The sequence below is a fragment of the Ulvibacter antarcticus genome (assembly GCF_003688405.1).
In the GTDB taxonomy this organism is placed as follows: Bacteria; Bacteroidota; Bacteroidia; order Flavobacteriales; family Flavobacteriaceae; genus Ulvibacter; species Ulvibacter antarcticus.
The window spans coordinates 433202-458456 of the sequence record NZ_REFC01000012.1; the positions used below are offsets into that span (position 1 = coordinate 433202).

General features: G+C 36.2%; 23 protein-coding genes. 13 read left to right on the forward strand and 10 right to left on the reverse strand.

Features of this window, described 5'->3' with window-relative positions; all coding sequences use genetic code 11:
- Positions 1–10: 10 nt before the first annotated feature.
- From BXY75_RS06755 to BXY75_RS06775, 5 genes are all read left to right on the forward strand, one after another.
- Entirely contained in the window at positions 11–1936 is a 1926-nt protein-coding gene (locus tag BXY75_RS06755; RefSeq protein ID WP_121906956.1) for a BatA domain-containing protein, read from the forward strand.
- A 36-nt stretch (positions 1937–1972) separates the two neighbouring features.
- Positions 1973–3232 carry a dihydroorotase gene (locus BXY75_RS06760; protein WP_121906957.1) on the forward strand — a complete coding sequence of 420 codons (1260 nt, stop codon included), beginning with the start codon at positions 1973–1975 and terminating at the stop codon, positions 3230–3232.
- Positions 3229–3549, forward strand: a complete 321-nt coding sequence (locus BXY75_RS06765; RefSeq protein WP_121906958.1) for a hypothetical protein — start codon at positions 3229–3231, stop codon at positions 3547–3549. Before BXY75_RS06760 ends, BXY75_RS06765 begins: the two co-directional genes overlap by 4 nt.
- 44 nt (positions 3550–3593) lie before the next feature.
- Positions 3594–3923 (forward strand): DUF4870 domain-containing protein, encoded by a 330-nt coding sequence (locus tag BXY75_RS06770; protein WP_121906959.1) that lies wholly within the window; start codon positions 3594–3596, stop codon positions 3921–3923.
- 79 nt (positions 3924–4002) lie between these two features.
- Complete coding sequence (locus BXY75_RS06775) at positions 4003–4665, forward strand: alpha/beta hydrolase (protein ID WP_121906960.1); 663 nt, start codon at positions 4003–4005, stop codon at positions 4663–4665.
- Positions 4666–4674: 9 nt separating this feature from the next.
- Here the strand turns inward: BXY75_RS06775 and BXY75_RS06780 are convergent, their stop codons facing one another.
- On the reverse strand, positions 4675–5169 hold the full coding sequence (locus tag BXY75_RS06780; RefSeq protein ID WP_147437244.1) for a hydrolase: 495 nt from the start codon (positions 5167–5169) through the stop codon (positions 4675–4677).
- Between the two features lie 111 nt (positions 5170–5280).
- On the reverse strand, positions 5281–6057 hold the full coding sequence (locus BXY75_RS06785) for an MBL fold metallo-hydrolase (protein WP_121906962.1): 777 nt from the start codon (positions 6055–6057) through the stop codon (positions 5281–5283).
- Between the two features lie 80 nt (positions 6058–6137).
- On the opposite strand from BXY75_RS06785, the gene BXY75_RS06790 reads away from it, so the two are divergent.
- Positions 6138–7592 (forward strand): TonB-dependent receptor, encoded by a 1455-nt coding sequence (locus BXY75_RS06790; protein ID WP_121907374.1) that lies wholly within the window; start codon positions 6138–6140, stop codon positions 7590–7592.
- On the opposite strand, the gene bcp is transcribed toward BXY75_RS06790, so the two are convergent.
- A complete protein-coding gene (bcp, locus tag BXY75_RS06795; RefSeq protein WP_121906963.1) occupies positions 7589–8041 on the reverse strand; it encodes a thioredoxin-dependent thiol peroxidase in 453 nt (150 codons plus the stop codon). The two genes, BXY75_RS06790 and bcp, sit on opposite strands and share 4 nt — an antisense overlap.
- A gap of 30 nt (positions 8042–8071) precedes the next feature.
- On the opposite strand from bcp, the gene BXY75_RS06800 reads away from it, so the two are divergent.
- Positions 8072–8731: an endonuclease III domain-containing protein gene (locus BXY75_RS06800; RefSeq protein WP_121906964.1), complete on the forward strand. Its 660-nt coding sequence runs from the start codon at positions 8072–8074 to the stop codon at positions 8729–8731.
- A gap of 89 nt (positions 8732–8820) precedes the next feature.
- Here BXY75_RS06800 and BXY75_RS17135 read toward each other — a convergent pair whose 3' ends face one another.
- Both BXY75_RS17135 and BXY75_RS06805 read right to left on the reverse strand, forming a co-directional pair.
- Positions 8821–8973, reverse strand: coding sequence for a hypothetical protein (locus BXY75_RS17135; protein ID WP_170152860.1), 153 nt, complete (start codon positions 8971–8973; stop codon positions 8821–8823).
- 59 nt (positions 8974–9032) lie between these two features.
- Positions 9033–9617, reverse strand: a complete 585-nt coding sequence (locus BXY75_RS06805; RefSeq protein ID WP_121906965.1) for an RNA polymerase sigma factor — start codon at positions 9615–9617, stop codon at positions 9033–9035.
- 186 nt (positions 9618–9803) lie between these two features.
- Here BXY75_RS06805 and uvrA point away from each other — a divergent pair, with 186 nt between their 5' ends.
- The 4 genes from uvrA (at position 9804) to BXY75_RS06825 (ending at position 16308) form a co-directional block, all read left to right on the forward strand.
- The gene (gene uvrA / locus BXY75_RS06810; RefSeq protein WP_245962934.1) at positions 9804–12647 is read left to right on the forward strand and encodes an excinuclease ABC subunit UvrA; all 2844 of its coding nucleotides are present in this window, start codon (positions 9804–9806) and stop codon (positions 12645–12647) included.
- A gap of 41 nt (positions 12648–12688) precedes the next feature.
- Positions 12689–13561 (forward strand): T9SS type A sorting domain-containing protein, encoded by an 873-nt coding sequence (locus tag BXY75_RS06815; protein WP_121906967.1) that lies wholly within the window; start codon positions 12689–12691, stop codon positions 13559–13561.
- A gap of 266 nt (positions 13562–13827) precedes the next feature.
- Positions 13828–14688 (forward strand): T9SS type A sorting domain-containing protein, encoded by an 861-nt coding sequence (locus tag BXY75_RS06820; protein WP_121906968.1) that lies wholly within the window; start codon positions 13828–13830, stop codon positions 14686–14688.
- A gap of 327 nt (positions 14689–15015) precedes the next feature.
- On the forward strand, positions 15016–16308 hold the full coding sequence (locus tag BXY75_RS06825) for a hypothetical protein (protein WP_147437245.1): 1293 nt from the start codon (positions 15016–15018) through the stop codon (positions 16306–16308).
- 87 nt (positions 16309–16395) lie between these two features.
- On the opposite strand, the gene BXY75_RS06830 is transcribed toward BXY75_RS06825, so the two are convergent.
- The 3 genes from BXY75_RS06830 to BXY75_RS06840 form a co-directional block, all read right to left on the reverse strand.
- Positions 16396–17679 (reverse strand): glycosyltransferase, encoded by a 1284-nt coding sequence (locus tag BXY75_RS06830; RefSeq protein ID WP_121906970.1) that lies wholly within the window; start codon positions 17677–17679, stop codon positions 16396–16398.
- A gap of 4 nt (positions 17680–17683) precedes the next feature.
- Entirely contained in the window at positions 17684–20146 is a 2463-nt protein-coding gene (locus BXY75_RS06835) for a YfhO family protein (RefSeq protein WP_121906971.1), read from the reverse strand.
- 77 nt (positions 20147–20223) lie between these two features.
- Positions 20224–20505, reverse strand: coding sequence for a DUF4834 family protein (locus BXY75_RS06840; RefSeq protein ID WP_245962935.1), 282 nt, complete (start codon positions 20503–20505; stop codon positions 20224–20226).
- A gap of 89 nt (positions 20506–20594) precedes the next feature.
- On the opposite strand from BXY75_RS06840, the gene BXY75_RS06845 reads away from it, so the two are divergent.
- Positions 20595–21605 (forward strand): transporter, encoded by a 1011-nt coding sequence (locus BXY75_RS06845; protein WP_121906972.1) that lies wholly within the window; start codon positions 20595–20597, stop codon positions 21603–21605.
- A gap of 6 nt (positions 21606–21611) precedes the next feature.
- The gene (locus BXY75_RS06850) at positions 21612–22727 is read left to right on the forward strand and encodes a GTP cyclohydrolase (protein ID WP_121906973.1); all 1116 of its coding nucleotides are present in this window, start codon (positions 21612–21614) and stop codon (positions 22725–22727) included.
- 57 nt (positions 22728–22784) lie between these two features.
- Here the strand turns inward: BXY75_RS06850 and BXY75_RS06855 are convergent, their stop codons facing one another.
- Both BXY75_RS06855 and BXY75_RS06860 read right to left on the reverse strand, forming a co-directional pair.
- Entirely contained in the window at positions 22785–24044 is a 1260-nt protein-coding gene (locus BXY75_RS06855; RefSeq protein WP_121906974.1) for an aminotransferase class I/II-fold pyridoxal phosphate-dependent enzyme, read from the reverse strand.
- 131 nt (positions 24045–24175) lie between these two features.
- A complete protein-coding gene (locus BXY75_RS06860; protein WP_121906975.1) occupies positions 24176–25213 on the reverse strand; it encodes a PLP-dependent cysteine synthase family protein in 1038 nt (345 codons plus the stop codon).
- Positions 25214–25255: the final 42 nt, after the last annotated feature.

The following is a 25255-nucleotide window of genomic DNA, read 5'->3' on the forward strand; positions in this document are numbered from 1 at the left end:
AATTCTTGGAATGCAGTTTAAACACCCCGAACTTCTTTACGCCCTTTTCCTTCTACTTATTCCCATCATTATTCATCTTTTTCAACTAAGACGTTTTCAAAAAGTAGATTTTACCAATGTTGCCTTTCTTAAGAAGGTTACTATTCAAACCCGTAAAAGCTCACAACTTAAAAAATGGCTTACGTTATTCCTGCGTTTAGCGGCAATGACATGTTTAATTCTGGCATTTGCACAACCCTTCACAGCTTCTAAAACAGCTATGAATACTCAGAAGGAGACAGTTCTATATCTTGATAACTCTTTTAGTATGCAGGCAAAAGGAACCCAAGGTCCTCTTTTGCAAAAAGCAATTCAAGATGTTTATAATAATATCTCCGGAAATGAAAAAATTAGCTGGTTTACCAATAATAAATCCTTTAAGAAGTCATCCGTTCAGGATTTTAAGAATGAAGTATTAAAAGTTGATTATGATCAGAAACAACTAAGTCCGAGTGAAGTGTTACTGATGTCTAACAGGATGTTTTCAAAAGATGTCGGTATCGAAAAGCGCCTGATCTATATTTCAGATTTTCAGCAAAAAGAAGCATTCCCTAATATCCCTACTAACACTATTGTTGACGCGGTTCAATTGAAATCGGTGGATAAAGGAAATATTGCAATCGACACGGCTTTTATCGCAGAAAAGAATGCCGGAGTCACGCAGCTAAAAGTAATTGTTTCTGCACAGGGCGATGACCTGCAAAATGTACCCATCTCCTTGTTTAATGATAATGTCTTGATTGCGAAAACAGCGGTTGACCTGAGTGAATCTTCCAAAAACACTGTCACATTCGATATTGAGCATAATGGCGGATTTAATGGAAAACTTGAATTAAACGACCCTACGCTTTTATTTGATAACAGTCTGTTTTTTAGCATAAATGCTCCGCAAAAGCTAAAGGTTTTATCTATCAATGACGCAAATTCTAGCTTCCTACAGCGACTATTTGATCAGCCTGAATTTGAATACACACAGAAATCTTTCCGAAGTTTGGATTATAATGAGATTCCTTCTCAGAATTTTGCAATATTAAATGAATTGAAAGACGTACCGGCTTCATTAATTACTGCGCTTAAATCTTTTTCCGACAACGGCGGAAGTCTTTTTATTATCCCTTCGGAAGAATCCGACTTAAGAAGTTATAATTCGCTACTAAATACGTTTCAATTAGGGACTATTTCAGAAAAAACAGTAACAGAAAAAAAGATCACACAAATTATTTTTGATCATCCCTTATACCGAAATGTCTTTGAAAAAAGAGTAGTTAATTTTCAGTATCCAAAAGTAAACGCCTTCTTTAATATAGGTAGTAATGCGACCTCTGTGCTACAATTTGAAGACGGTAAACCTTTTATATTACAAAAGAATACAGCTTATTTAAGTACTGCTCCTATCAATTCTAAAAACTCCAACTTTCAGAATTCTCCGCTAATCGTCCCAACACTTTATAATATGGCTCAGCAAAGCTTAAAGCTGCCAAAGCTTTATTACAACCTTGGACGACAAAACCAATTTTCGGTACCGATAAGCCTCAAACAGGATGAGATATTGACCCTGCGCGATAGTGTTTCAGACTTTATTCCATTGCAACAAACAAAGGCGAACCAAGTGAATATTACTACTAATGAAGATCCGGTAAAAGCGGGCACTTACGCCATTGAAAAAGAACAAGAATTTTTACAATTTGTAAGCTATAATTACAATCGCGATGAGGGAAATTTACAGTATGCAAATGTTGATGATTGGGAAGGTGTAAACTCATTTGATAATATCGCATCACTATTTGCAAATATTGCAGAAGAAAATACGATTAACAGTTTTTGGAAATGGTTTGCTATTTTTGCATTGCTGTTTCTGTTAGCAGAAATGCTGGTTTTAAAATTTATGAAAAATTAAATGTAAGATCGGAATGTTGATACTCAATACGGAATTATGAATATTTTACTAAAATCGGTTACCATTGTTGATCCGGAAGGAACATTTCATCTTAAAAAAAGAGATATCCTTATTGAAAACGGTAAAATCTCTAAAATAGCAGCTAATATACCTCAAGTAGGAAAAATTAAGGAGGTATCATTGCCAAATCTGCACATTTCCCAAGGCTGGTTCGACACAAGCGTTTCGTTTGGTGAACCGGGCTTTGAAGAAAGAGAAACAATTACCAATGGGCTTAGAACCGCAGCCCTTAGTGGTTTTACAAAAGTCGCTGTCAATTCGAATTGCTTTCCGGTTACAGATAGTAAGGCAAATATTCAGTTTTTTAAGTCGAAAGCATTAGGAAATGCGGTAGAATTACTACCTGTAGGTTCACTCACCGTTGATGGGAAGGGTATAGATCTGGCCGAACTTTATGATATGCATAACGAAGGTGCTGTTGCCTTTTACGATTATAAGAAACCAATCGCAAATGCTAATCTGCTTAAGATCGCACTTCAGTATGCACAGGGCTTTGATGGTTTGGTACAATCTTTTCCGTTGGAAAACTCTGTAGCACGAAATGGAATGATGAACGAAGAGGTGAACAGTACTCGCCTTGGTTTAAAGGGAATTCCAGCACTTTCAGAAGAACTACAAATTACAAGAGATTTGTATCTATTAGAATATGCCGGCGGTAAGCTCCATATTCCTACTATCTCAACTAAGAAAGCGGTACAACTTATCAAAGAAGCAAAAAAGAAAGGTTTAAATGTAAGCTGCAGTGTAGCGGTCACCAATCTTTATCACACAGATAATGCTTTGGAAAGCTTCGATACTAACTTTAAGTTATTGCCACCTTTAAGAACTTCCGAAGATATAAAAGCACTCTTAAAAGGGCTTAAAGAGGGTGTGATTGATGGTGTGACAAGCGATCACAATCCTATGGATGTGGAGCATAAAAAAACAGAATTCGAGCATGCAGAATTTGGTAGCATCGGAATGGAAAGCTGTTTTGGTGCCTTAAATAGTCTTATTGATTTGGACACAACTATTAAGGCTCTAACCACATTAAAGGACCGCTTCGGAATTAATTCTCATGGGATAAAAGAAGGAGCCATTGCCGATTTCACACTATTCAATCCCGATTTGGAATGGACATTTAGTGAAAATGACATTTATTCGACTTCAAAAAACACCTCATTTCTCAACTGCAGATTAAAAGGAAAGGCATATGGAATTTATGCCAATAAACAACTTGTGATATCCTCGGAATGAAAACGAACCCACCCGGAAAAAAGATCGCTCTAATCGCATATATCACATTTATAGGGATGATCGTGGCCTATTATATGAATAGAGATAAAAATTTTGAATTTGCGCACTGGCATTTAAAGAATATGTTTGGCTTATTTCTGTTGTTAATTATCTCTCAGGTTACACAAGCCTATATCAACATGGAAATTGGTGAAGTACTTTGGGTGTTGGCATTTGTTCTGTGGATCTTTTCGATCATTATGGCTTCCTTAAATATAAAACGTGCCATTCCCTTTTTTAGTGAGAAATTTCAGCATTGGTTTAGATTTTTGGATTAGAAGGGCTATATTTAGGGTAATTAACATTAAAAACGCTCATTATCATGACAGAAACTTCTACGGACGACGGTAAAACAGTCGCCATTATCTCCTATATTACGCTCATAGGATGGATTATCGCTTTGATTATGCACAATGGTAATAAAACAGAATTTGGCGCCTTTCATTTAAGGCAATCTTTAGGAATTATAGTAGTGGCAATCGCCTTAGCTATTATTAATTCTTTTATTGGTATTGCCATTTTGGGTTGGATTATTCAAATCGGTATTCTTGTATTCTGGATTCTTGGTTTTATAGGTGCAATTCAAGGTGAGAAAAAATTAGTGCCACTTCTCGGAGCTCAATTTCAAGATTGGTTTAAGGGAATAGGATAAACCAGATTAAAATTATAATTTTGCAATGTCGCAGTTTACTGAATAATTTCGGTAACCGGCGACATTATTTATTATACAAATTATGAAGCAAACTCTTTCTTTGGAACACAATTACAGGCCAGCTAAAAATCCTTCTGAAGCCTCTCCACTCATTATTATGTTGCACGGTTTTGGTAGCGACGAGAACGATCTGTTTTCCTTCGCAAGTGAATTGCCGGATACCTACAGTATAATTTCTTTGAGGGCACCAATTCCAATGCAACCAAATGGTAATGCATGGTATAATATATATTTCGACAATTCAAATGGAAAATTTAGCGATACAGACCAGGCTATCGTTTCCAGAGATCTCATTAGTGACTGTATTGATGAAATAATTAAGAAATACACTATAAAAAAAGATAACATAACGCTGTTGGGATTCAGCCAAGGTACGATCCTGAGTTTTGCGGTTGCACTAAGTTATCCTGAAAAAATTAAAAATGTTATCGGTCTAAGTGGTTATATAAACGAAGACATACTCGTTGACAAATACGCTAAAAATGATTTTAGTAAACTGAATGTATACAGTTCTCACGGTACAGTAGATCAGGTAATTCCGGTAGAGTGGGCTCGTAGAACCAAGCCTTTTTTACAAAAATTGAATATCGATTGTGCCTATTCCGAATTTCCTGTTGGGCATGGAGTTGCTCCTCAAAACTTTTATGAATTAAAAAATTGGCTGGAACAACACAAAGATTAAAACCGCTTGTTATTGAGGGTACAAGATTGAGCCAAGTGTTGTTAATTTTAAATTGTTTTTTTCGTCAAAAAAATATTCAATAAGCATCTCTCCCCAATATGTTCCATCACTAAAGTCGGCCTGAATCCAACGATGATTAAGGAATTTCAGTTTGTTGACTTTCATATTCCCATTGATGCCTTTTAGCGGAACTAGAGGGTTCCCTCCTGCTTCACCATTTTGATCGTAAATAGCATCCGAGACCATTGCTTCCACCTTTGCGGTATCCATCCCCAAAGATTCGAGGTAAGTCATAGCGCTTTCATTACCTTGTAATGTAAAATAATTGAGGTCGGCCACACGGTTTTCAAGTCCGTTTATGGAATCTTTAAAAAGGTCTACTTTCTCAGTAAGGCTGTTTATTTTCCTATCCTGCGACTCGAAGATGGTCTTTTCGTTCATGTATTGAAAAATGATAAACAACACCGCAAAAAGGAACAGATACATAAAAATAGTCTTTCTCATAATAGGTCTTTGGTAGTATTAACGGTTAATAACTTCAGAAAATGTATGTTCTTCTTTATTTCTTTATAAGGCAGCTAAACGAAACAATCGAAGTAGCCATTATTTATTTAATTAAAGCTTTAATTTCAATCCATCGTATGCCAAATGAACATGATTAGGTAGTTTTTCTTCAACTTCGTCATGAAATCCCATTAAGTGACTAATATGTGTAAGATAAGCTGTTGATGGATTCACTTTTTCTATAAATTCGAGTGCTTCGGAAAGACTAAAATGTGAAGGGTGCGGATGTTCTCTAAGTGCATTCACTACTAGAATCTTACAGTCTTTTATTTTTTCGATCTCAGAATCAGATATCGTTTTCACATCAGTAAGATAAACGAACCCATCAATCATAAAGCCTAAAACAGGGAGATTATTGTGATGAGCTTCAACTGTTGTCACTTTTTTTCCTTCCACTTCGAATTTAGAGTCCTTATCAATGATAATTTCATCTAAAGTTGGAGCACCAGGGTATTTGTTCTCGATTTCAAAAATATAACCGAAACGTTTATGAAGTGAATCAAATACTCGTTTTTCAGCATAAAACGGTATATTTCCCTGCTTGAAATAATAGGGACGGATATCATCAATCCCCGCCGTATGGTCACTATGCTCATGTGTGAGTAAAATTCCATTTACGTTCTGCACATTTTCTCTCAACATCTGTTGCCTGAAATCCGGGCCACAGTCTATGACATAATTAAATTCATTCCAACTCAGCATCACCGAAACTCTAAGTCTTTTATCCTTAAAATTATCACTTTTACAAACCGGATGATCGCTACCAATTACCGGAACTCCCTGAGAAGTTCCCGTCCCTAAAAATGTAATTGTAAGAGGTGAAATCATACCGACAAAAATAGCAGTATTTTTTTTGTTTGCCTATTGTATTCACTACCTTTGTTAGTAAGAAAAAACAGATTGCTGCTATGCCAGAACATATTTCAGGAGATAAGGAATTCGAAGATATTCCCTCTATTAGGAGTAAAGCTTTACGTATAAATCTCAACGAGAATATTTACGGAACCTTTGCCGAAATTGGTGCCGGGCAGGAAACTGTTCGGAATTTTTTTAGAGCAGGTGGAGCCTCAGGAACCATTGCTAAAACGATGTCGGCTTACGATAAGGATTTTAGTGATGCTATCTATGGGATTGAAGAAGACGGTAGATATGTAACTGAATCCCGTCTTAAAAAAATGCTTTCTCACGAAATAGATCTTATTGAGGAGCGAATTATTAGAGAAAAACATCCAAGTAAATTGTTTTTTGCATATGCCAATACTGTGGCAACCATTGATTTTGCTAAAAAATATAAGGGCCATGGTTGGATTGGTGTTCGATATCAAGTAGATCCAAATGAAGAATATAACGAAATAGCATTACATATTCGTTTCCATGAAAATGATGCCATGTTACAACAAATCACTCTTGGAATTTTAGGGGTGAATTTAATTTATGGAGCTTATTATAAGTACGATACTCCAAAAAAACTTCTTCGTTACCTTTACGATCACATTGATAAAGACAAAATTGAAATTGATACTATTAACTTTTCAGGTCCAAGATTTGAAAAAGTTGATAATCGTTTAATGAGTTTACAGCTTATTAAAAATGGGATGACCGATGCCGTAATGTTCGATCGCGACGGACATAACATCCTTCCTGCTAGGATTTTATATAAGAAAAACATTCTAGCTTTAAGAGGTAGCTTTCGACCGGTAACAAAGGTGAATATCGATATGTATGAGAAGTCATACGAGATGTTTTTAAGTGAAAATAAGGTTGATAAAGACAGAACTGAGGTCATTTTTGAGATTACGCTTTCAAATCTTCGGGCTGAAGGAGAGATCGACGAGGAAGACTTTATGGACCGCGCCAGGCTATTATGTTCTTTAGGTCATACAGTTATGATCTCCAATTTTCAGGAGTATTATAAATTGGTGGAGTACTTTTCCCGTTATACCAAAATGCGCTTAGGACTTGCCATGGGTGTCAATAATCTTGTTGATATTTTTGACGAGAAATATTATCGTCATTTAAGTGGTGGTATTTTGGAGGCCTTCGGAAAGCTTTTCTTTAAAGATTTAAAGGTATATCTATACCCTATGAAGGATCCTGAAACCGGAAAATACACAACAAGTGAAAATTTAAAGGTTCATCCACGTATGAAAGAATTATACAAGTTCTTTAAATACAATGGTAAGGTTGTGGATATTGAAAATTTCAATCCAGATATTATGAATATTTTCTCACGTGAAGTGTTATCTATGATAGAAACGGGAGAAGCAGGTTGGGAAGGAATGTTACCAACAGGAGTTTCAGAAATTATTAAGGAAAAGTCGCTTTTCAGCTGTAATACCAAAGATGTCGAAATAGACGGCTAGCCTAAAATTTGAGCGGCATGATCCTTGGTTTTTACCTTGTCGATCACTCGTTCAACTATACCTTTTTCATCTATAATAAAGGTCTTACGATGGATACCATCGTATTCTCTTCCCATAAATTTCTTTGGTCCCCAAACTCCAAAAGCATTGATAACCTCCATATCAACATCTGCTAAGAGCGGAAATGGAAATTCATACTTATTCTTAAAATTAAGTTGTCTTTTTTCTGAATCTGCACTTACACCTAATAATGAATATCCTTGTTTTTGCAATTCTTTATAATTGTCTTTTAAATTACAAGCTTCAGCTGTGCAGCCGGGTGTACTAGCTTTCGGATAGAAGAACACTATTAGTTTTTTCCCTAAATAATCGGATAAACTAATACTATTTCCATCCTGATCGTTCACAGTAAAGTTTGGCACCTTACTTCCTTCTTTTAAAGTGTTCATTCGCGTATTTTTGTATAAAAGTAATCAATAATGAACAAGCAGGAAAAAGTAAATTTTACTATTGAAACCCTTCAAAAAATATATCCTGAAATTCCTATCCCATTAGAACATAAAGACCCCTATACGTTGTTAATAGCGGTCTTATTGTCGGCTCAAAGCACAGATGTAAGAGTGAATAAAATTACTCCTATCTTATTTGAAATAGCAGACAACCCATATGATATGGTGAAACTTTCCGTAGAAGAAATTCGTGAAATAATTAAACCGGTAGGGCTGTCTCCAATGAAATCCAAAGGTATTCATGGGCTTTCAAAAATTTTGATTGAAAAATATAATGGGAAAGTTCCTGCAGATATGGAAGCCTTAGAATCATTTCCTGCAGTAGGACATAAAACTGCAAGTGTGGTAATATCACAAGCGTTTAATATTCCGGCTTTTCCTGTTGACACTCATATACATAGATTATTATACCGTTGGGGTTTTTCTAATGGAAAAAATGTAGTACAGACCGAAAGGGACGCAAAACGGCTGTTCCCAAAAGATCTTTGGAATGAACTTCACTTACAAATAATCTGGTATGGACGTCAATATTCTCCCGCACGTGCTTGGGATTTGGAAAAAGATATAATCACTAAAACTATTGGGAGGAAAACGGTAATTGAAGAATATTATAAGAAGAAACGGAAATAAACGGAAATTATAAACAAAAAAAAACTCCGTCGCGCAAGCTTAGGAGTATAATGAAAAAACCCTCCGTCTTAACAACGGAGGGTCAAAGTTTAGTTTAGAAGTGCTTCAAACTTCAAAAATTTATAATCTATAACACTTAAAGCCTTAGAATAATCCAGAAGAAAACGTATCGTATCTTCTTTTGGAGCTAATTTTTCATTCACCCGCTCCGAGTGTGAAGTTTCAGAGTACATTTTTTGCATATTTACGTTATTTTGAGGTTGCTATTTCCTAATAACGACGCAAAAAAAACTTTATTGTATCAATTTGTCAATATAATGTTGTGTTTATCAATTACTTTACGAAGATTAATCAATGCATAACGCATTCTTCCAAGAGCGGTATTTATACTTACACCGGTTTGCTCACTAATCTCCTTAAAACTCATGTCCTTATAAATTCTCATCATAAGCACCTCTTTTTGATCAGCCGGAAGTTCTTCTATAAGACGTCTCACATCATTTTCCACCTGTCCTTTAATCATCGATTTTTCGGCATTTAGAGAAGAATCCGACAATACAGAAAAGATATTAAAATCACCACTGTTCTCGAACTTAGGCATTCTGTTATTTTTTCTGAAATGGTCTATAACCAAATTATGTGCGATACGCATTACCCAAGGGAGAAATTTTCCCTCCTCATTATATGCTCCTCTTTTCAACGTACGAATTACCTTAATAAAAGTATCCTGAAAAATGTCTTCAGCGACATCTCTGTCGTAGACTTTAGAATAAATAAAACTGTAGATTCTTTGTTTATGGCGAGTTATTAATTCTGACAAGGCTGATTCATCACCTGCCATATATGCGCTCACTAAAAGCGCATCTGAGTTTATGCTTTTTTTCATATCAATACTTTTTAAAAATAAACAACTATACTATTTGGTTGTTTAGCCGTTATGTTTTTTATAGTAAAAAGTAAAAATATGCTATAGGCAATAAATTAAATTAATATCGTTAGAGCCGTAAATATAACAACAAACAATCCACAAAAACAAAAAAAAGTTAATATTTTCTTATAAAAATTATAATATATGCAAACGTGTATGGCTGATTTCAATGTGCTATCTTTGCAAAATTCTGCAAAAAATCACCTTACATTGAACACGGAAACAATAGACATTAAGAAGCATATACTTATTCAGGGAGCCAAGCTTCACAATCTTAAAAATGTAACGGTTGCCATTCCCAGAAACAAACTTGTTGTCATCACCGGATTGTCCGGTAGCGGTAAGTCTAGTCTTGCTTTCGATACATTATATGCCGAGGGACAGCGACGCTATGTGGAGAGTCTTTCATCGTATGCACGACAATTCTTAGGAAGATTAGATAAACCAAAAGTTGATTCTATTAAAGGTATTGCTCCAGCAATTGCAATTGAACAAAAAGTAAATGCTACAAACCCAAGATCTACTGTAGGAACTTCCACCGAGATTTATGATTATTTAAAACTGCTTTATACTCGGATTGGTAAAACTATCTCTCCCATTTCGGGCAAAGAAGTTAAAAAAGATACTGTTTCGGATGTAATAGAATTCATTAAGGCATTTTCAGAAGGTGAAAAATTACTTCTCCTGGCTCCTATCCAGCTTGAAGAAGGCAGGTCTATGGAAAATAAACTTCAGGCGCTAGCACAACAAGGATATGCCCGAGTGAAAATTAATGGTGATGTAAAACGTATTGATGAACTTAATGGTAAGACTTTTCCGAAGAAAATGCAATTAGTCATCGACAGAATTATTACCAAGGATGATGAAGATTTTTATAATCGCCTTGCAGATGCCATTCAAATAGCATTCTTTGAGGGAAAGGGTGAATTGTATATCGAAAATATTTCCGAAGCTAAAACAACAGAATTTAATAATCGCTTTGAAGCAGACGGACAATTATTTGTAGAACCCAATGTTCATCTTTTTAGCTTTAACAATCCGTTCGGTGCCTGTCCTACTTGTGAAGGATACGGCGATGTGATAGGAATTGACACAGAATTAGTGATTCCCAATACCGCATTATCGATCTATGAGAATGCGATTTTCCCATGGCGAGGAGAAAGTATGAGCTGGTATCGCGATCAGCTGGTAAACAATGCCTATAAATTCGATTTCCCAATTCATAAGCCTTGGTTCGAACTTTCACAAGCGCAACGACAAGTGGTTTGGGACGGAAATGAATATTTTGAAGGATTACATACTTTCTTCAAATTTTTGGAATCCAAAAGTTATAAGATTCAGAATAGAGTAATGCTTTCACGTTACAGAGGTAAAACTAAATGCAGCACTTGCAATGGGAAACGCCTTAGACCTGAAGCATCTTATGTAAAAATAAACGGGACCTCATTACAGGAATTAGTCGAAATTCCTTTAGATGAAGCAGCCGAGTTCTTTAAAAATCTGAAGCTCTCAGAACATGATCAAACAATAGCTAAGAGATTATTATTGGAAATTAATAACCGACTTGGTTTTTTAATGAACGTGGGACTACGATATTTAACGTTAAATCGGAAATCTAACACCTTATCGGGAGGAGAGTCGCAACGTATCAATCTGGCAACATCGCTTGGCAGTAGCCTTGTCGGTTCCATGTATATTCTGGATGAACCTAGTATTGGCTTACACCCAAAAGACACTGAGCAACTAATCGTAGTCCTAAAAGCATTACGAGATCTGGGTAATACAGTAATTGTGGTAGAACATGATGAGGATATTATGAAAGCTGCCGATGAAATCATAGACATCGGACCGGAGGCAGGAACTTTTGGAGGAGAAATTATGGCGACCGGGACTTATGATGATATATTAAAGTCCGATTCGCTCACCGCCGGTTATTTGAATGGAAAACTTAAAATTGAAGTTCCGAAGAAAAGAAGAACTTGGAAAAATGCTATAACAGTAAAAGGCGCACGTCATAATAACCTAAAAAATATTGATGCCACCTTTCCATTAGGAGCATTCACAGCGGTAACCGGTGTTTCTGGTAGTGGTAAAAGCACCTTGGTGAAAAAGATCCTCTACCCTGCCCTTCAAAGAGAAATTGGAGGATATGGTGAAAAACCCGGGCAATTTTCTGGCCTGGAAGGAGATTATTCGAATGTGAAGAACATTGAGTTTATTGATCAAAATCCGATAGGTCGATCCAGCCGATCGAATCCTGTTACCTATATTAAGGCATACGATGATATCCGAAATTTATTTGCATCACAAAAGCTCTCCGATATTCGTGGGTATAAGGCAAAGCACTTTTCTTTTAATGTAGATGGTGGTCGATGTGAAACCTGCAAGGGCGATGGGGAAGTTACTATCGAAATGCAGTTTATGGCAGATGTACATTTAGAATGTGATACTTGCAAAGGCAAGCGATTTAAAAAAGAAGTACTGGAGGTGTATTTCCATACTAAGAATATACACGATGTACTCACAATGACGGTTGATGATGCAATCGCTTTCTTCGGAATGCATGATGAAAAGAAAATTACAAACAAGCTAACACCCTTACAAGACGTTGGCTTAGGTTATGTTCAATTGGGGCAAAGTTCTTCTACCCTATCTGGAGGGGAAGCGCAACGTATCAAGCTTGCATCATTTTTAGTAAAGGGTACCACTAAAGAAAAAACACTCTTTATTTTCGATGAGCCTACTACAGGCTTACATTTTCACGACATTAAAAAACTTCTCGCTTCTTTTTATGCGCTACTGGACAAGGGTCATACAGTGATCGTAGTAGAGCATAATTTAGATCTTATTAAATGTGCAGATCATATTATCGATCTTGGACCGGAAGGTGGAAATAGAGGTGGTCAAGTGATGGCACAAGGCACTCCCGAAGAGGTAGTAAAGATTAAGGCTTCAGTAACCGCAAAATATCTTATTGAAAAATTATAGTATATTTAGTTATATTGTTTTTCAACTTTAAACTAAATGCTATGAGAATATTGCTATTTATTGTTTCGGTTTTATTTACCACCATTTCAAATGCTCAAGCCATTATCCCCATGTTAGATGAAGCTAATGTATGGAGTGTCGATTTCTTCGCTTGGACTGGCGGTGACATTCGTACCGATCAAATCCAACTTGGAGAAACTGCGGTTTATAATGGAAATACTTATCATCAGGTAGGAACTTATGAAAACACAGCCTATGTTAGAGAAGAAAATGGAATTGTGTATGTAAATAATGAAATATTCAGTAACGATGATAAAATTTTGTACGATTTTAATTTGGAATTGGGAGATTCTTTTACATTAACTGCATCTTCTAATTTATATTCTGATGGTCCTGCAACTGGTCTTATGGAATTTCAAGTTACAAATGTGGAAACACAGTTTATTGCCGGTATGGACAGAAAAATAATTGAATTAAAAGACGATCTGGTTTTTCCACTTTTTACCGAATACTGGATTGAAGGAATTGGTTCTGTGAAAGGATTTGATCATCATCATGAATTCGTTGACTCAGGTTATACAGGCTTAGCTTGCTTTACAACGAACGGCGAAACGTATTTCTTCAATGGTGCGACCGCATGTGATAATACCGTATTAACTGTTGAGGATTTCTCTTCGGAAAAAATTATACTATCCCCTAACCCTCTTGTCAATACTTCTATTCTCAATTTCCCTTCGGAAGTTTCTATAAATCAAATGAAAATTTATGATATAACCGGAAGATTAGTTAGAAGTGAAACAGTTTCAAAAGAGTACGTATCAATAAATGCAATGGACTTCCGCTCCGGACTGTATTTTTATCAGGTTTTTTCTGCAGGACAAATCATTAAAACGGATAAGTTTATCGTAAAATAAAAGACCACAAGAACTAAGTTTGGCATGATGATTGAATTATTATAATCAACAATGTTTCTGAAGCATGCTTTAGAAATAATTGCTAAAAGAAATTACAAGTTTTTGGTTGGTTAGTTAAAGAACCGTCGTAAGGTAAAAGTTACGGCGGTTTTTTTTATGTTTCATTTCCGAAGAAAACAATTATAAAGATAACTCAAGCTCAATAATTTATCGTAAATTGAAGGATTAGTCCAATTTCTACCTTAGTTGTAGAAGGAAATTGAATTATGAAAAAACTATTTTTAATTATCGCCTTCACTTTTTATGGGTATTGCTATGCTCAAAACTATATTCCAGTGTTCGAAGCAGATCATGTATGGAATGTAGATTTATTTAAGTCGGACGGAACCGTTAAAACGAATCAGTTCGAACTTCAACCGGGTTTTCAGTCCGGAGGAATTATGTTCTGGGAAGTAAACGGGATAAATGGCCCTTGTTATTTTGGAGAAGATGCCGGCCTAATCTATCAGAGTGTTAATGGAGTCGTTGATGTGCTCTACGATTTTACTTTGGAAATCGGTGACATACACACCTACCCAGCAGAATCTTGTTTATATACCCCAGACAATCCATATAACGGTGAAACATTTATGGTAACCGATTTGGAGCATCAGCAAATTGGCGGCAGGCAGCGCAAAATGATGCAATTAAAAGACGATATAAATAATCCTACTTATATTGAATATTGGGTGGAAGGAATAGGAACGTTACGAGGCTTGGTCGCATATAACGATCTAACTACTACAGAATATACATTATTGGCTTGCTTCACCGAGGATAATGTGACTCGTTTTTTTAATGGAGCAACTTCGTGTGATAATACAACTTTAGGTATTACTACTCTTTCTTCGGAAGAAATCCTATTCTATCCTAATCCGGTGACAAGTGTATCGGTGTTACAACTTCCATTTGAAGCTGCCGCAGATTTTTTAAAAATATATGATCAAAACGGAAGACTAATCTCTTCGGAAACAATAACAAAAGATCATGTCTTTATTAGTGCAGACGAATTTCAATCGGGCATGTACTTCTATCAAGTTTCTTCAAAAGGAAATACAGTTAAAACTGAACAATTCATAGTAAAATAAAAAACCACAAAAACTTATTTTGGCACGAAGATTGTCTTTAATTAGCTAACAATGTTTGTGAAGTTAGCTTCAGAAATAATTGCTAAAAGAGATTAAAGTTTTTGGTTGGTTAGTTAAGATTCCGTCATAATGTAAAAGTTGTGGCGGTTTTTTTATCTGTTTCTCTTCCGAAGAAAAAATATTAAAACCACTTCCTCCATTTAGTAGCAACCCTCTTAATACCTACTGTATATCAGCACTTTGCGTTTTTGGCACGGTCGTTGTAATTACTAAACCGTACAGCGCTGACCAAAAAATTAAAGCAAGTACGAACTAAAACTCACAGTAATGAAAAAATTTGCAACATTAGTATTCAGTTTCCTTTTATTAGGAATGACTACAAACGCTACAACAGTAGCTTCGGAAGAAAATGAATATAGTATCTACGACGGAAACGCCTACATCTTCTCTGAAGGTGGAGTGGAATTCTCGGTCTTCCCAGACGGACAATTCGATTTCGTATATGTAGGTCCAAATCAAGGAGGAAATGTTCAGGTTAGTGTTAATTCACCTAATGTAAACCTGAGTTTTAATTCAGGGCATGATTATGAAATGTATGTGCAATACGATGATTATGGTGCTGTGATTCAGATTGAAGATGTAGCCGTATATTATGACGGTTATGGTCGAATTACACAAGCCGGAAACGTCGATATTCAATATAACGATAGACGTATAGTTCGTGTTGGTGGTCTACATGTTAATTATGACCATTATGGACATTATTCAGGATACACCGGTTATATTAATGTTCACAACAGATATTATGTAGCTCGCCCATGGCATGTATTCTATGTTCGTCCAATATTCGCAAGTTGTGTAGTATATGATTACCAATATAGAAGCTATTATAGTCCTGTAAGATATAGCTACGGACACCACAGACAATATTACAAGTATGGTCATGGTAAATACAAGAACTCACGTAGAGATTTTTACAGACCTGGAAGTCGTGTTCACTACAAAAATGGTAGAAGCGCAGTAAATAGAAGCTATAATGCAAATCGTAGAAATACGATGGTGGCTCAGAACGATAGAAACCGTTCAAACACGACCAGAGATTTCAGAAAGTCTGAAGTACGTAACAACAGAAGTACTTCAACAGATAGAGATCGTACGGCTACAACACGTAATAGCAATGACAGAACGAGTAGAAGTACAACGAGAAGTGGTAATGATAGAACGAGTAGAAATGCAACTGTAGACAACAGTCGTAGCAACACTGGTAGAAGTACGACTAAAGGGAACACAAGAAACAGTACTGTTAAAAAAAGAACTGCGGCTACAACCCGAAGTACGACAAAAGGAAATACTAGAAATAGTACGGTAAACAAAAGAACGGCGACAACTCGAAGTTCTTCAACAAGAAATGACAGGGGTTCAAAAATTAAAAGCACTCCTCAAAAACGTACCACTGTTGCAAATAACAGAGGTAATAATACAAAGCGAAGTAACGCGACTCGAACAGCTTCAACACAACGTGTAGCAAAGAGTAGCAACGCTTCCAGAGCGAACAAATCCTCTCAAAATACACGAAGTACTTCTTCACGTGGGAAGACTTCAAAGAGAAATAGAGGATAGAAGATTTTTTGGTTGGTTAGTTAGAGACCCTTGGGATTCATTTTTAGTGATGATCGAGGGTCTCGCTTTTTGCAGTAAGCTGAAATATTACACGAGCTTTCGAATTAAATCCGACATGTGACGGCTGAGTTCCCTCCTACTGTATTTTTCAATATTCTCACTTTCGATGACGAGTCCGGTTGTTTTATACTGTTCGTATAAATTAAGAATATGCGCTTTAAGAACTTCCTCTTTATGAGCGCTAAAGAATTTTCCACTTTTAGTCTCGACAATAATATCTTCTATGTCACTTTCAAAAGGCCCCATCGCGAGGATTGGTCTTTTAGCTGCCAAATATTCAAATAATTTTCCAGGTATTATTGCGCGGGTTTCAGGTCGGTCGATCTCCAACAATAAGAGTACTTGTGAATTATGCTGAAGTTGTAATGCTTCGGAATGTGACACATATCCTATTGATTTGGTAGCTTCGGAAAGTCCAAATTTCTCAATACTTGCAAGCACATCATCGCTTACCGTTCCAGCTAATTGAATACACAAATCCGATTTAAACAAAGGTTTTTCCGAAGCAATCTCGGCCAATACTTTCCAAAGTTCTTTAGGATTACGTTCGCTTAACAATGAGCCAATGTGTGAAATTGAAAACGAGGTGTCAAGTTGCGTCTTAACAACGTTAGAAGCAGCATATCCATTGGTAATTACTTCGATAGGAGTTTCCGTTATCATTTCAAATTCTCTCTTCGTCGTAGGGCTTGTCACCACAATACAATTGGCACTATTTAATACCCGAGCTTCCAATTGTTTGTGTTTTCTTTCTGAAGCTTTATTCAAACGTAATGAGGCATGATAATGAATGGTGGTCCATGGATCTCTGAAATCGGCCATCCATTTTATTCCCGTACTTTTCTGAAGCTGCATTGCTATGAGATGCAAGCTATGTGGAGGCCCACTGCTGATTATTATATCTACAGGTTGTTCCAACAAATAATTAGATAAAAAACTAACTGAAGGTCTCACCCATCCGATTCTGGCATCCGGAATAAAAAAATTACCTCTAATGTAGAGCATAACTTTTTCGAGCAGCGATTGCTTCTTCTTAGAAATGATACCGCTGCTTATCGTGTTTGTTTTTTTCTTTGAGAAGAGTCCGGCCAGACGATAAGGTTCTTTTATTGGATGCTTCAGAATTTTTATGTCCTTCGGAACCTCATAAACAAAACTATTGTCTGTCATGGGATAATGAGGATTTTCCGGAATATATACGACCGGTTCAATTCCGAAGTCATTAAAATATTTCACAAACTGAAGCCAACGTTGTACACCCGGACCTCCTGCAGGTGGCCAGTAATATGTAATGATAAGAGCTCGCTTCATAAGTTTAATCGGTTAGCAAAGTCTCATTCTTATTAGATGATGGAAATTCTTTTTTAAAGCTAAAGAACAAACCGCCGAGTAAAATTAGTCCAAAAATCGCACTACTGGCGAGACTTATAGAACTTCCTGTTTTTATAACGGCAGGTTCAAATTTGAATTCAATTTTATTATTTCCTGAAGGAATTGCCATTGCACGTAAAAGATAATCTGCTCTAAAATACTCGGCTGGTTCATTGTTTATATATGCATTCCAACCATGCGGATAATACACTTCAGAAAAAACTGCCAATTGATCGGATTTAGATGAACTTTCGTATACAATATGCTGTGATTGATGACTCACCAAATCAATTGAAGCCGTTGAATCTCTTACTATGTTTTTAGTGGGTATTAAATTAGAGAATTCTTTACTAATTACAGCAGTTTTCTTAGTATCAAGACTATCTAACAACCGTATTTCATTGTTCGCATTATCTGCAAAAATCACATTCTCAACCAACCAGACGTTTCCATTTGCATAAGGATTTTCTTGCGCAATGGATTCACCGTCCTTTGAACGTGAAAGAATGTATTTAACATTCATCATATTTAGAATGCTAATGTTTCCTTTACTCAAATAAAAATCATAAATCTCATTCATTCTCCGAGGTTTGGCAGCATGGTAACCACCTAATGCGTTATGATAATAACTTGCACGTCCGCTATTAAAAGGACTTGAAGCAACATCATACACTCTAAAATATCCATCATCCTTTAAAACTTGTTCGTCTGCTGCCTCTTTTGGAAAGGGTTGCTCCATCACTCTGGCTTGTACAAAATCATCGTTATTAACATAGCGTCTGTCTACTAAAACAAGATCACAAACAATAAGGACTGCGAGTAAAGCGATAGTAGTAGTCTGATTTATTTTAGATTTTAAGTAGAACCATAAAGTTCCAGCAGCTAGCACCACAAATACTAATGATCGCAATGTATCACTGCTAAACAACTGCATCCTATCCTCTCGAAGAGCATCAATTACTTGAATTCCCAATTGCTCACGGATCATTGAATCGTATGGGCTACTAAAATTAAACAAAGTCGATTTTAATAATAAAAATAGTACCGCCAAACCTCCAACTATTCCGACTGACCAAATGAGGGCTTTTTTCTTTTTTTCATCTTGTTCGAAAGAATTAAACCATTGATGCAGCCCAACTACAGCTAACAGTGGTAGAATTAATTCAATTATTACTTGAATGGAAGAAACTGCTCTAAATTTATCGTAAAGTGGAACATAATCAATGAAAAATTCGGTCAGGAAGCTAAAATTCTTACCCCAGGATAATAATAGGCTCAATAGAAAAGCGGCTATAATCCACCATTTAAATCTACCTCTAACTAAAAATAAAGCTAAAATAGAGAGAAATATCACTATAGCACCTATATATGCGGGAGCGGCTACAATTGGCTGATCTCCCCAATATACCGGTAACTGTGCCATGATCTCATGAGCTTCTTGAGGTGAAGCCCCAAGTTTTAGTAGCGCATCTAGCGTTTTAGAGTCATCCGGTAAAGGATCTCCCGATCCTCCACCCATAAAACTAGGAATAAACAGATTAAAACTTTCCAGCTTTCCGTAGCTGTATTCGGTTATATAGTCGAAATCCAGTCCCGTTGAAGGTGCTTTAGGGCTTCCGTCTGCATTTATTGTAAGCTCGCTTTTGCCTCTCGTTGAAGTGTCTGCATATTCTTTGGTTGCCATTAAATTTGTAGCATTCATTCCTAAAGCAAGGAGTACACCCAGAACCATAATTCCTAATGCTTTGAAGTAATGCGGCAACATATTTTTTCTAAATGCATCTATCAAATATGCGATACCAATGCAGATTACTATAAAGAACAAATAGTAGGTCATTTGGAAGTGGTTTGAAACCAGTTCCAAAGCCATTGCCACTGTTGTTAGCAAAAAGCCATAAATATACTTTCCTCGGAATGTGAGAAGAATACCGCTTAATACTAAAGGCATATAAGCGATTGCATGGGCTTTCGCATTATGTCCGACTCCTAATATAATAATTAAGTATGTTGAAAATCCAAACGCCAAGGCACCCAGAAAAGCCAATTTATAATCAACTTTCAAGACTAAAAACAGAATGTACATTCCAATAAAATATAGAAAAAGGTAATCTGCCGGTCGCGGTAAGAAGCGAATCGCTAGATCTAGTTTCTTTATATAATTGTGTGGGTATTTAACACCTAACTGATATGTTGGCATACCACCGAAGGCCGAATCGGTCCAATAAGTCTCTTCTCCAGTTGTTTTACTATAATCTCTAAGCTGCTTTGCCATCCCATTATGTTGGGCAATATCACTTTGAAAAATCGATTTGCCTTGTAAAACCGGGCTAAAGTAAGCTAGTGATGCTATGACAAATAATATTAGAACAACGAGATGTGGAAGAAACTTCTTCAATAAGTTAGCCATGTGAGAGGTGGAATAATAAGTCGGAAAATTATAAAAAATCTATCAGAAAGCCGTAGTTACTTAAGGAAATAAACTAATTATTCAACTTCCTCATAATCTACATATTCTCCTACGGGATTAGTAGTTTTCGAATTTGATCCGGGCATTTTATCGATACTTACACTTCCCTCCTTTTCTTTATTTGTCGACATATTTGGATTTGTACCAAATACCTTACCAAATTTTTCGTTGGCTTTACGAGCGATGTAACGCATAAAATAAGGGGAAAGCAGCTTCACAAGGAACTTGACTCCGTAATATACCAGAAGTATTATTAATATCGTTTTAAGAAAGGCCATTGAATAAAATATTTTCTCCATTCAAAAGTAATGATTGAAGTATAAAAAGACGAAAATCAACTATTAAATAAATGATAAAATCTTATATCTTTGAACTAAACCTAAAATCTATGAAGACTAGCCTTAATTGTCTTTTACTAATATTCATTTTTACATACCTACCCGCCACGGCTCAATATACTGAGACGATCAACAACAATAGGCCTGGTGTTTCACAAGGTGCATTCTCCGTTGGAACGAATGTATTACAGTTTGAAACTGGTTTTTTCTACGGAAAAGAGGAGCATCGATTGCTAAATACTGAGACCACTGGCTTGGGTGCAGACTATGCCTTACGCTACGGTTTTTGGCGTGAAGAACTGGAAGTCAGTATTATTGGCGAGTTTCAATCGAATAACGTTACCGATAATCGCACCGCTAATTCTCGTGAAAATAGCTATGCTAACTTTCAAAGCAATACAATTGGTGCCAAATATTTATTTTTCGATCCGTATCGTAAAAGGGATTTGGCTGGACCGAATTTATATAGTTGGAAAGCCAATAACCGGATGCAGTGGGCTGATCTAGTTCCTGCTATTTCATTCTATGCAGGCGCTAACTTCGATTTTGCCGACAATCCGTTCACCCCGGAACCGGAAAGTAGTATAAGTCCGAAGCTGGTGCTATCGACTCAAAATAACTTTGTAGGCGGTTTTGTTTTTGTTACAAACATTATTGCAGACAGAGTCACAACCGATAACCCTTCTTACGGTTATATTATTACGTTGACACATACACTTACCGATTGGTTCTCTGTTTTTGTAGAAAATCAGGGAATAAAAAGCGATTTTTACGCAGATCAATTGTTTCGAGGAGGAGCTGCTTGTTTAATTAATAAAAACTTTCATGTTGATGCATCTGTGCTCTTAAATTTTAAAGACACTCCATCCCGTCTCTATGGAAGAGTTGGTGTCGCCTACAGATTCGATATGCACAATAGAGATGAATTTATTGAAGAGAAAGGAAAAGCAGGCAGAACGAAGAAAAAAGAGGAAAAAGCGAAGAAAGAGAATAAAAAAGATAAGAAAAGTAAACGAAAAGATGGTTTGGAAGATGATGGAGATGGAGGACAAAAGTTGTAATGCTAAATGATTAAAGTACAAGAAATAACCAAAAAGGAATTAAAACAATTTGTAACATTTCCATTCGGACTGTACAAAAATTGTAAATATTGGGTTCCGCCGTTGATTAAGGATGAAATAGAAACCCTTGATCCGGAAAAGAATCCTGTTTTTAAAAATGCCGATGCTACTTATTATTTAGCCTATAAGGACAATAAAATAGTTGGAAGAATAGCCGTTATCATTAATCATTTAGAGGTTAATGAAATTGGCAAAAAGAAAATAAGGTTTGGTTGGTTGGATATGATCGACGATATCGAAGTGACCAAAGCCTTATTGGAAAAGGTGTATGAAAAAGGACGAGAACATAAATTAGAGTATGCAGAAGGCCCGGTTGGTTTTTCTAATATGGAAAAAGCAGGAATTTTAACCAAAGGGTTTAATGAATTAAATACCATGATCACTTGGTATCATTATCCATACTACGCAGAACATTTTAAGAAATTAGATTTTCAAAAGCAAGCGACTTGGGTAGAATACCAGCTCACAATTCCGAAGGAAGCTTTTGAAAAAGTAAAGAAATTTTCTAGAATCATTCGAGAACGATATAAATTACATGTAATTCGATTTAAGCATAAAAAAGAAATCTTACCTTATGTAGATGATATGTTTGGATTGTTGAACAATACTTACAATACACTACAAACCTTTGTTCCGATTCAGCAATATCAAATCGATTACTATAAAGAAAAGTATTTCAATTTCATTCACCCGGATTATATCACTTGTATTGAAGATAGTGACAACAAATTAATCGCGTTCTCTATTGTTATGCCTTCTTTTTCCGAAGCGCTTAAAAAAGCGAATGGAAGACTTTTCCCTTTTGGATGGTTCCATATTCTGAAAGCACAAAAAAAGAATGAAAAGGCAGCCTTCTATTTAATTGGAATAGATCCTGAATATCAAGGCAAAGGAGTAACCGCTATTATTTTTGAAGAGATGCAAATCCTATTTAATGCCAAAGGGATTGAAACCGTAGAAACCAATCCTGAATTGATCGAAAACACTGCCGTTCAGCTTTTATGGAAAGATTACAACCCAATACAACATAAAGAGCGAAGTACCTTCAAAAAGGACCTATAACAAAAAAACATCCGCATATGGCGGATGTTTTTTTTATATAAAGTTGTTCAGTAGAAATTATTCTCCCATTGCTGCCGAAACAGCCGCTGATAAACGTTTATAAGTTCCATTTTCCAGTCGTTCTCTTATTGATGAAAAGGCTGTTAATGTCTCATTTATATCATCCAGCGTATGTGTCGCCGTTGGAATCATTCTTAGTAAAATTAAACCCTTCGGAATAACCGGATATACTACAATTGAACAGAAAACACCATGGTTTTCTCTCAGGTCTTTTACTAAGGCCATAGCTTCCGGGATACTACCTTTAAGATAAACAGGAGTAACACAACTTTGAGTCGTTCCTATATCGAAACCACTTTCTTTCAATCCATTTTGCAATGCATTTACGTTCTCCCAAAGTTTTTCCTTTAATTGTGGCATGGTTCGAAGCATATCAAGACGTTTTAATGCTCCAACAACTAATTGCATTTGAAGGGATTTAGCAAACATCTGAGAACGTAGATTGTATTTCAGATAGTTCATTATCTCTTCGTCACCTGCAATAAATGCACCGGTACTTGCCATAGATTTAGCGAAAGTAGCGAAATACACGTCAATCTCATCCTGAACTCCTTGCTCCTCACCTGCTCCGGCTCCTGTTTTACCAAGAGTTCCAAAACCGTGGGCATCATCAACAAAAAATCGGAAGTTATACTTTTTCTTAAGCGCAACGATTTCTTTCAGCCTTCCTTGCTCACCTCTCATACCAAAAACTCCTTCAGAAATCAAAAGAATACCACCACCAGTCTTCTCGGCCATTTTAGTAGCGCGTATCAGATTCTTTTCGATACTTTCCATATCGTTATGTTTGTACGTAAAACGCTGTCCTAAATGAAGGCGAACACCATCAATGATACAAGCATGAGCATCTACATCGTAAACAATTACATCGTCTTTAGAAACCAAAGCATCTATGGTAGAAACCATTCCTTGATATCCAAAATTTAAAAGATAAGCCGCTTCTTTATTAACAAATGCCGCAAGCTCGTTTTGAAGTTGTTCGTGAAGATCTGTATGTCCGCTCATCATTCGAGCACCCATAGGATAGGCAGAACCATATTCGGCAGCTGCTTCTGCATCAACCTTCCTTACCTCAGGATGGTTTGCGAGTCCCAAATAATCATTGATGCTCCAGGTTATTACCTTTTTACCTTTAAAACCCATCCGGTTTGAAATTGGTCCTTCTAGCTTCGGAAACACAAAATACCCTTCCGCTTGTTCAGCCCATTTCCCTAGTGGTCCTTTATCTTTGTAAATTTTATCAAATAAATCTCTCATTAAACTGCTACTTTTCAGAATAGACGACAAAATTAGTTAAATTAATCAGGATAACAATATACTTTTTCAGGAAGAAACGAACATAAAAAAAGCCGTTATTGTTAGTAACGGCTTTTTAGAGGTATAACTTTTTACTTTATATATTCTATTGCAACGAGATCTTCCGTCTTCGCGTCAAAGAATCCTTGTTGACTCATCCATTCGTCGTTGTATATTTTACTCATATATCGTGAACCGTGATCTGGAAAAATAACTACAATATTACTTTCCGAAGAAAACGTATTTACTTCATCTAATTGTTTTAACCCTTGCATCGCAGCACCACTTGTATAACCAACAAATAAGCCTTCTTTACCGGCAAGCTCTCTGGCAGTATGTGCACTACTTTCGTCTGTCACTTTTATAAACTCATCAATGCAATTAAAATCTGTCGCGGTGGGAATTAAGTTCTTTCCTAAACCTTCGATTCTATAAGGGTAAATTTCGTTGGCATCAAATTCGCCTGTTTGATGGTATTTCTGTAAAACAGACCCAAAGGCATCAATACCAATCACTTTAATATCCGGATTTTGTTCTTTTAAAAATCTCGCTGTTCCGGAAATTGTACCTCCTGTACCACTACAGGCCACTAAGTGTGTAATCTTACCGTTCGTCTGATTCCATATTTCTGGACCAGTTGTCTCATAATGTGCATCTATGTTGAGCTCATTAAAATACTGATTTATATAAACAGAACCTTTTGTTTCTTCATGAAGACGTTTTGCCACTTGGTAGTAAGAACGTGGATCATCGGCACTAACATGTGCAGGACACACATATACCTTTGCTCCCATGGTTTTAAGCATGCTGATCTTGTCATTAGATGACTTTGAACTAACTGCAAGAATACAATTATAACCTTTTATGATACTCACCATAGCAATACTAAAACCAGTGTTACCACTAGTTGTTTCAATAATGGTATCGCCAGGCTTTAAAATACCTTTCTTCTCGGCTTGTTCAATAATATAAAGTGCAATTCGGTCTTTTGTAGAATGCCCGGGATTAAATGCTTCAACTTTAGCAAAATAATTACCCTTCATTTTAGCAGTAATATTAGAAAGTCTAATTAACGGAGTATTTCCAATAAGCTCTAATATACTGTTGTGGGCTTGAATCTCTTCTCTCATACAGGGAATTTTGTTACAAATTTTAAGATATAAACTCAAATT

Bases quoted from the DNA above. Each gene is read 5' to 3' on its own strand.
- BXY75_RS06755 (WP_121906956.1), top strand. From the start codon at position 11: ATGCAGTTTAAACACCCCGAACTTCTTTACGCCCTTTTCCTTCTACTT.
- BXY75_RS06760 (WP_121906957.1), top strand. From the start codon at position 1,973: ATGAATATTTTACTAAAATCGGTTACCATTGTTGATCCGGAAGGAACA.
- BXY75_RS06765 (WP_121906958.1), top strand. From the start codon at position 3,229: ATGAAAACGAACCCACCCGGAAAAAAGATCGCTCTAATCGCATATATC.
- BXY75_RS06770 (WP_121906959.1), top strand. From the start codon at position 3,594: ATGACAGAAACTTCTACGGACGACGGTAAAACAGTCGCCATTATCTCC.
- BXY75_RS06780 (WP_147437244.1), bottom strand. From the start codon at position 5,169: ATGAGAAAGACTATTTTTATGTATCTGTTCCTTTTTGCGGTGTTGTTT.
- BXY75_RS06785 (WP_121906962.1), bottom strand. From the start codon at position 6,057: ATGATTTCACCTCTTACAATTACATTTTTAGGGACGGGAACTTCTCAG.
- BXY75_RS06790 (WP_121907374.1), top strand. From the start codon at position 6,138: ATGCCAGAACATATTTCAGGAGATAAGGAATTCGAAGATATTCCCTCT.
- bcp (WP_121906963.1), bottom strand. From the start codon at position 8,041: ATGAACACTTTAAAAGAAGGAAGTAAGGTGCCAAACTTTACTGTGAAC.
- BXY75_RS06800 (WP_121906964.1), top strand. From the start codon at position 8,072: ATGAACAAGCAGGAAAAAGTAAATTTTACTATTGAAACCCTTCAAAAA.
- BXY75_RS17135 (WP_170152860.1), bottom strand. From the start codon at position 8,973: ATGCAAAAAATGTACTCTGAAACTTCACACTCGGAGCGGGTGAATGAA.
- BXY75_RS06805 (WP_121906965.1), bottom strand. From the start codon at position 9,617: ATGAAAAAAAGCATAAACTCAGATGCGCTTTTAGTGAGCGCATATATG.
- uvrA (WP_245962934.1), top strand. From the start codon at position 9,804: ATGCAAACGTGTATGGCTGATTTCAATGTGCTATCTTTGCAAAATTCT.
- BXY75_RS06815 (WP_121906967.1), top strand. From the start codon at position 12,689: ATGAGAATATTGCTATTTATTGTTTCGGTTTTATTTACCACCATTTCA.
- BXY75_RS06820 (WP_121906968.1), top strand. From the start codon at position 13,828: ATGAAAAAACTATTTTTAATTATCGCCTTCACTTTTTATGGGTATTGC.
- BXY75_RS06825 (WP_147437245.1), top strand. From the start codon at position 15,016: ATGAAAAAATTTGCAACATTAGTATTCAGTTTCCTTTTATTAGGAATG.
- BXY75_RS06830 (WP_121906970.1), bottom strand. From the start codon at position 17,679: ATGAAGCGAGCTCTTATCATTACATATTACTGGCCACCTGCAGGAGGT.
- BXY75_RS06835 (WP_121906971.1), bottom strand. From the start codon at position 20,146: ATGGCTAACTTATTGAAGAAGTTTCTTCCACATCTCGTTGTTCTAATA.
- BXY75_RS06840 (WP_245962935.1), bottom strand. From the start codon at position 20,505: ATGGAGAAAATATTTTATTCAATGGCCTTTCTTAAAACGATATTAATA.
- BXY75_RS06845 (WP_121906972.1), top strand. From the start codon at position 20,595: ATGAAGACTAGCCTTAATTGTCTTTTACTAATATTCATTTTTACATAC.
- BXY75_RS06850 (WP_121906973.1), top strand. From the start codon at position 21,612: ATGATTAAAGTACAAGAAATAACCAAAAAGGAATTAAAACAATTTGTA.
- BXY75_RS06855 (WP_121906974.1), bottom strand. From the start codon at position 24,044: ATGAGAGATTTATTTGATAAAATTTACAAAGATAAAGGACCACTAGGG.
- BXY75_RS06860 (WP_121906975.1), bottom strand. From the start codon at position 25,213: ATGAGAGAAGAGATTCAAGCCCACAACAGTATATTAGAGCTTATTGGA.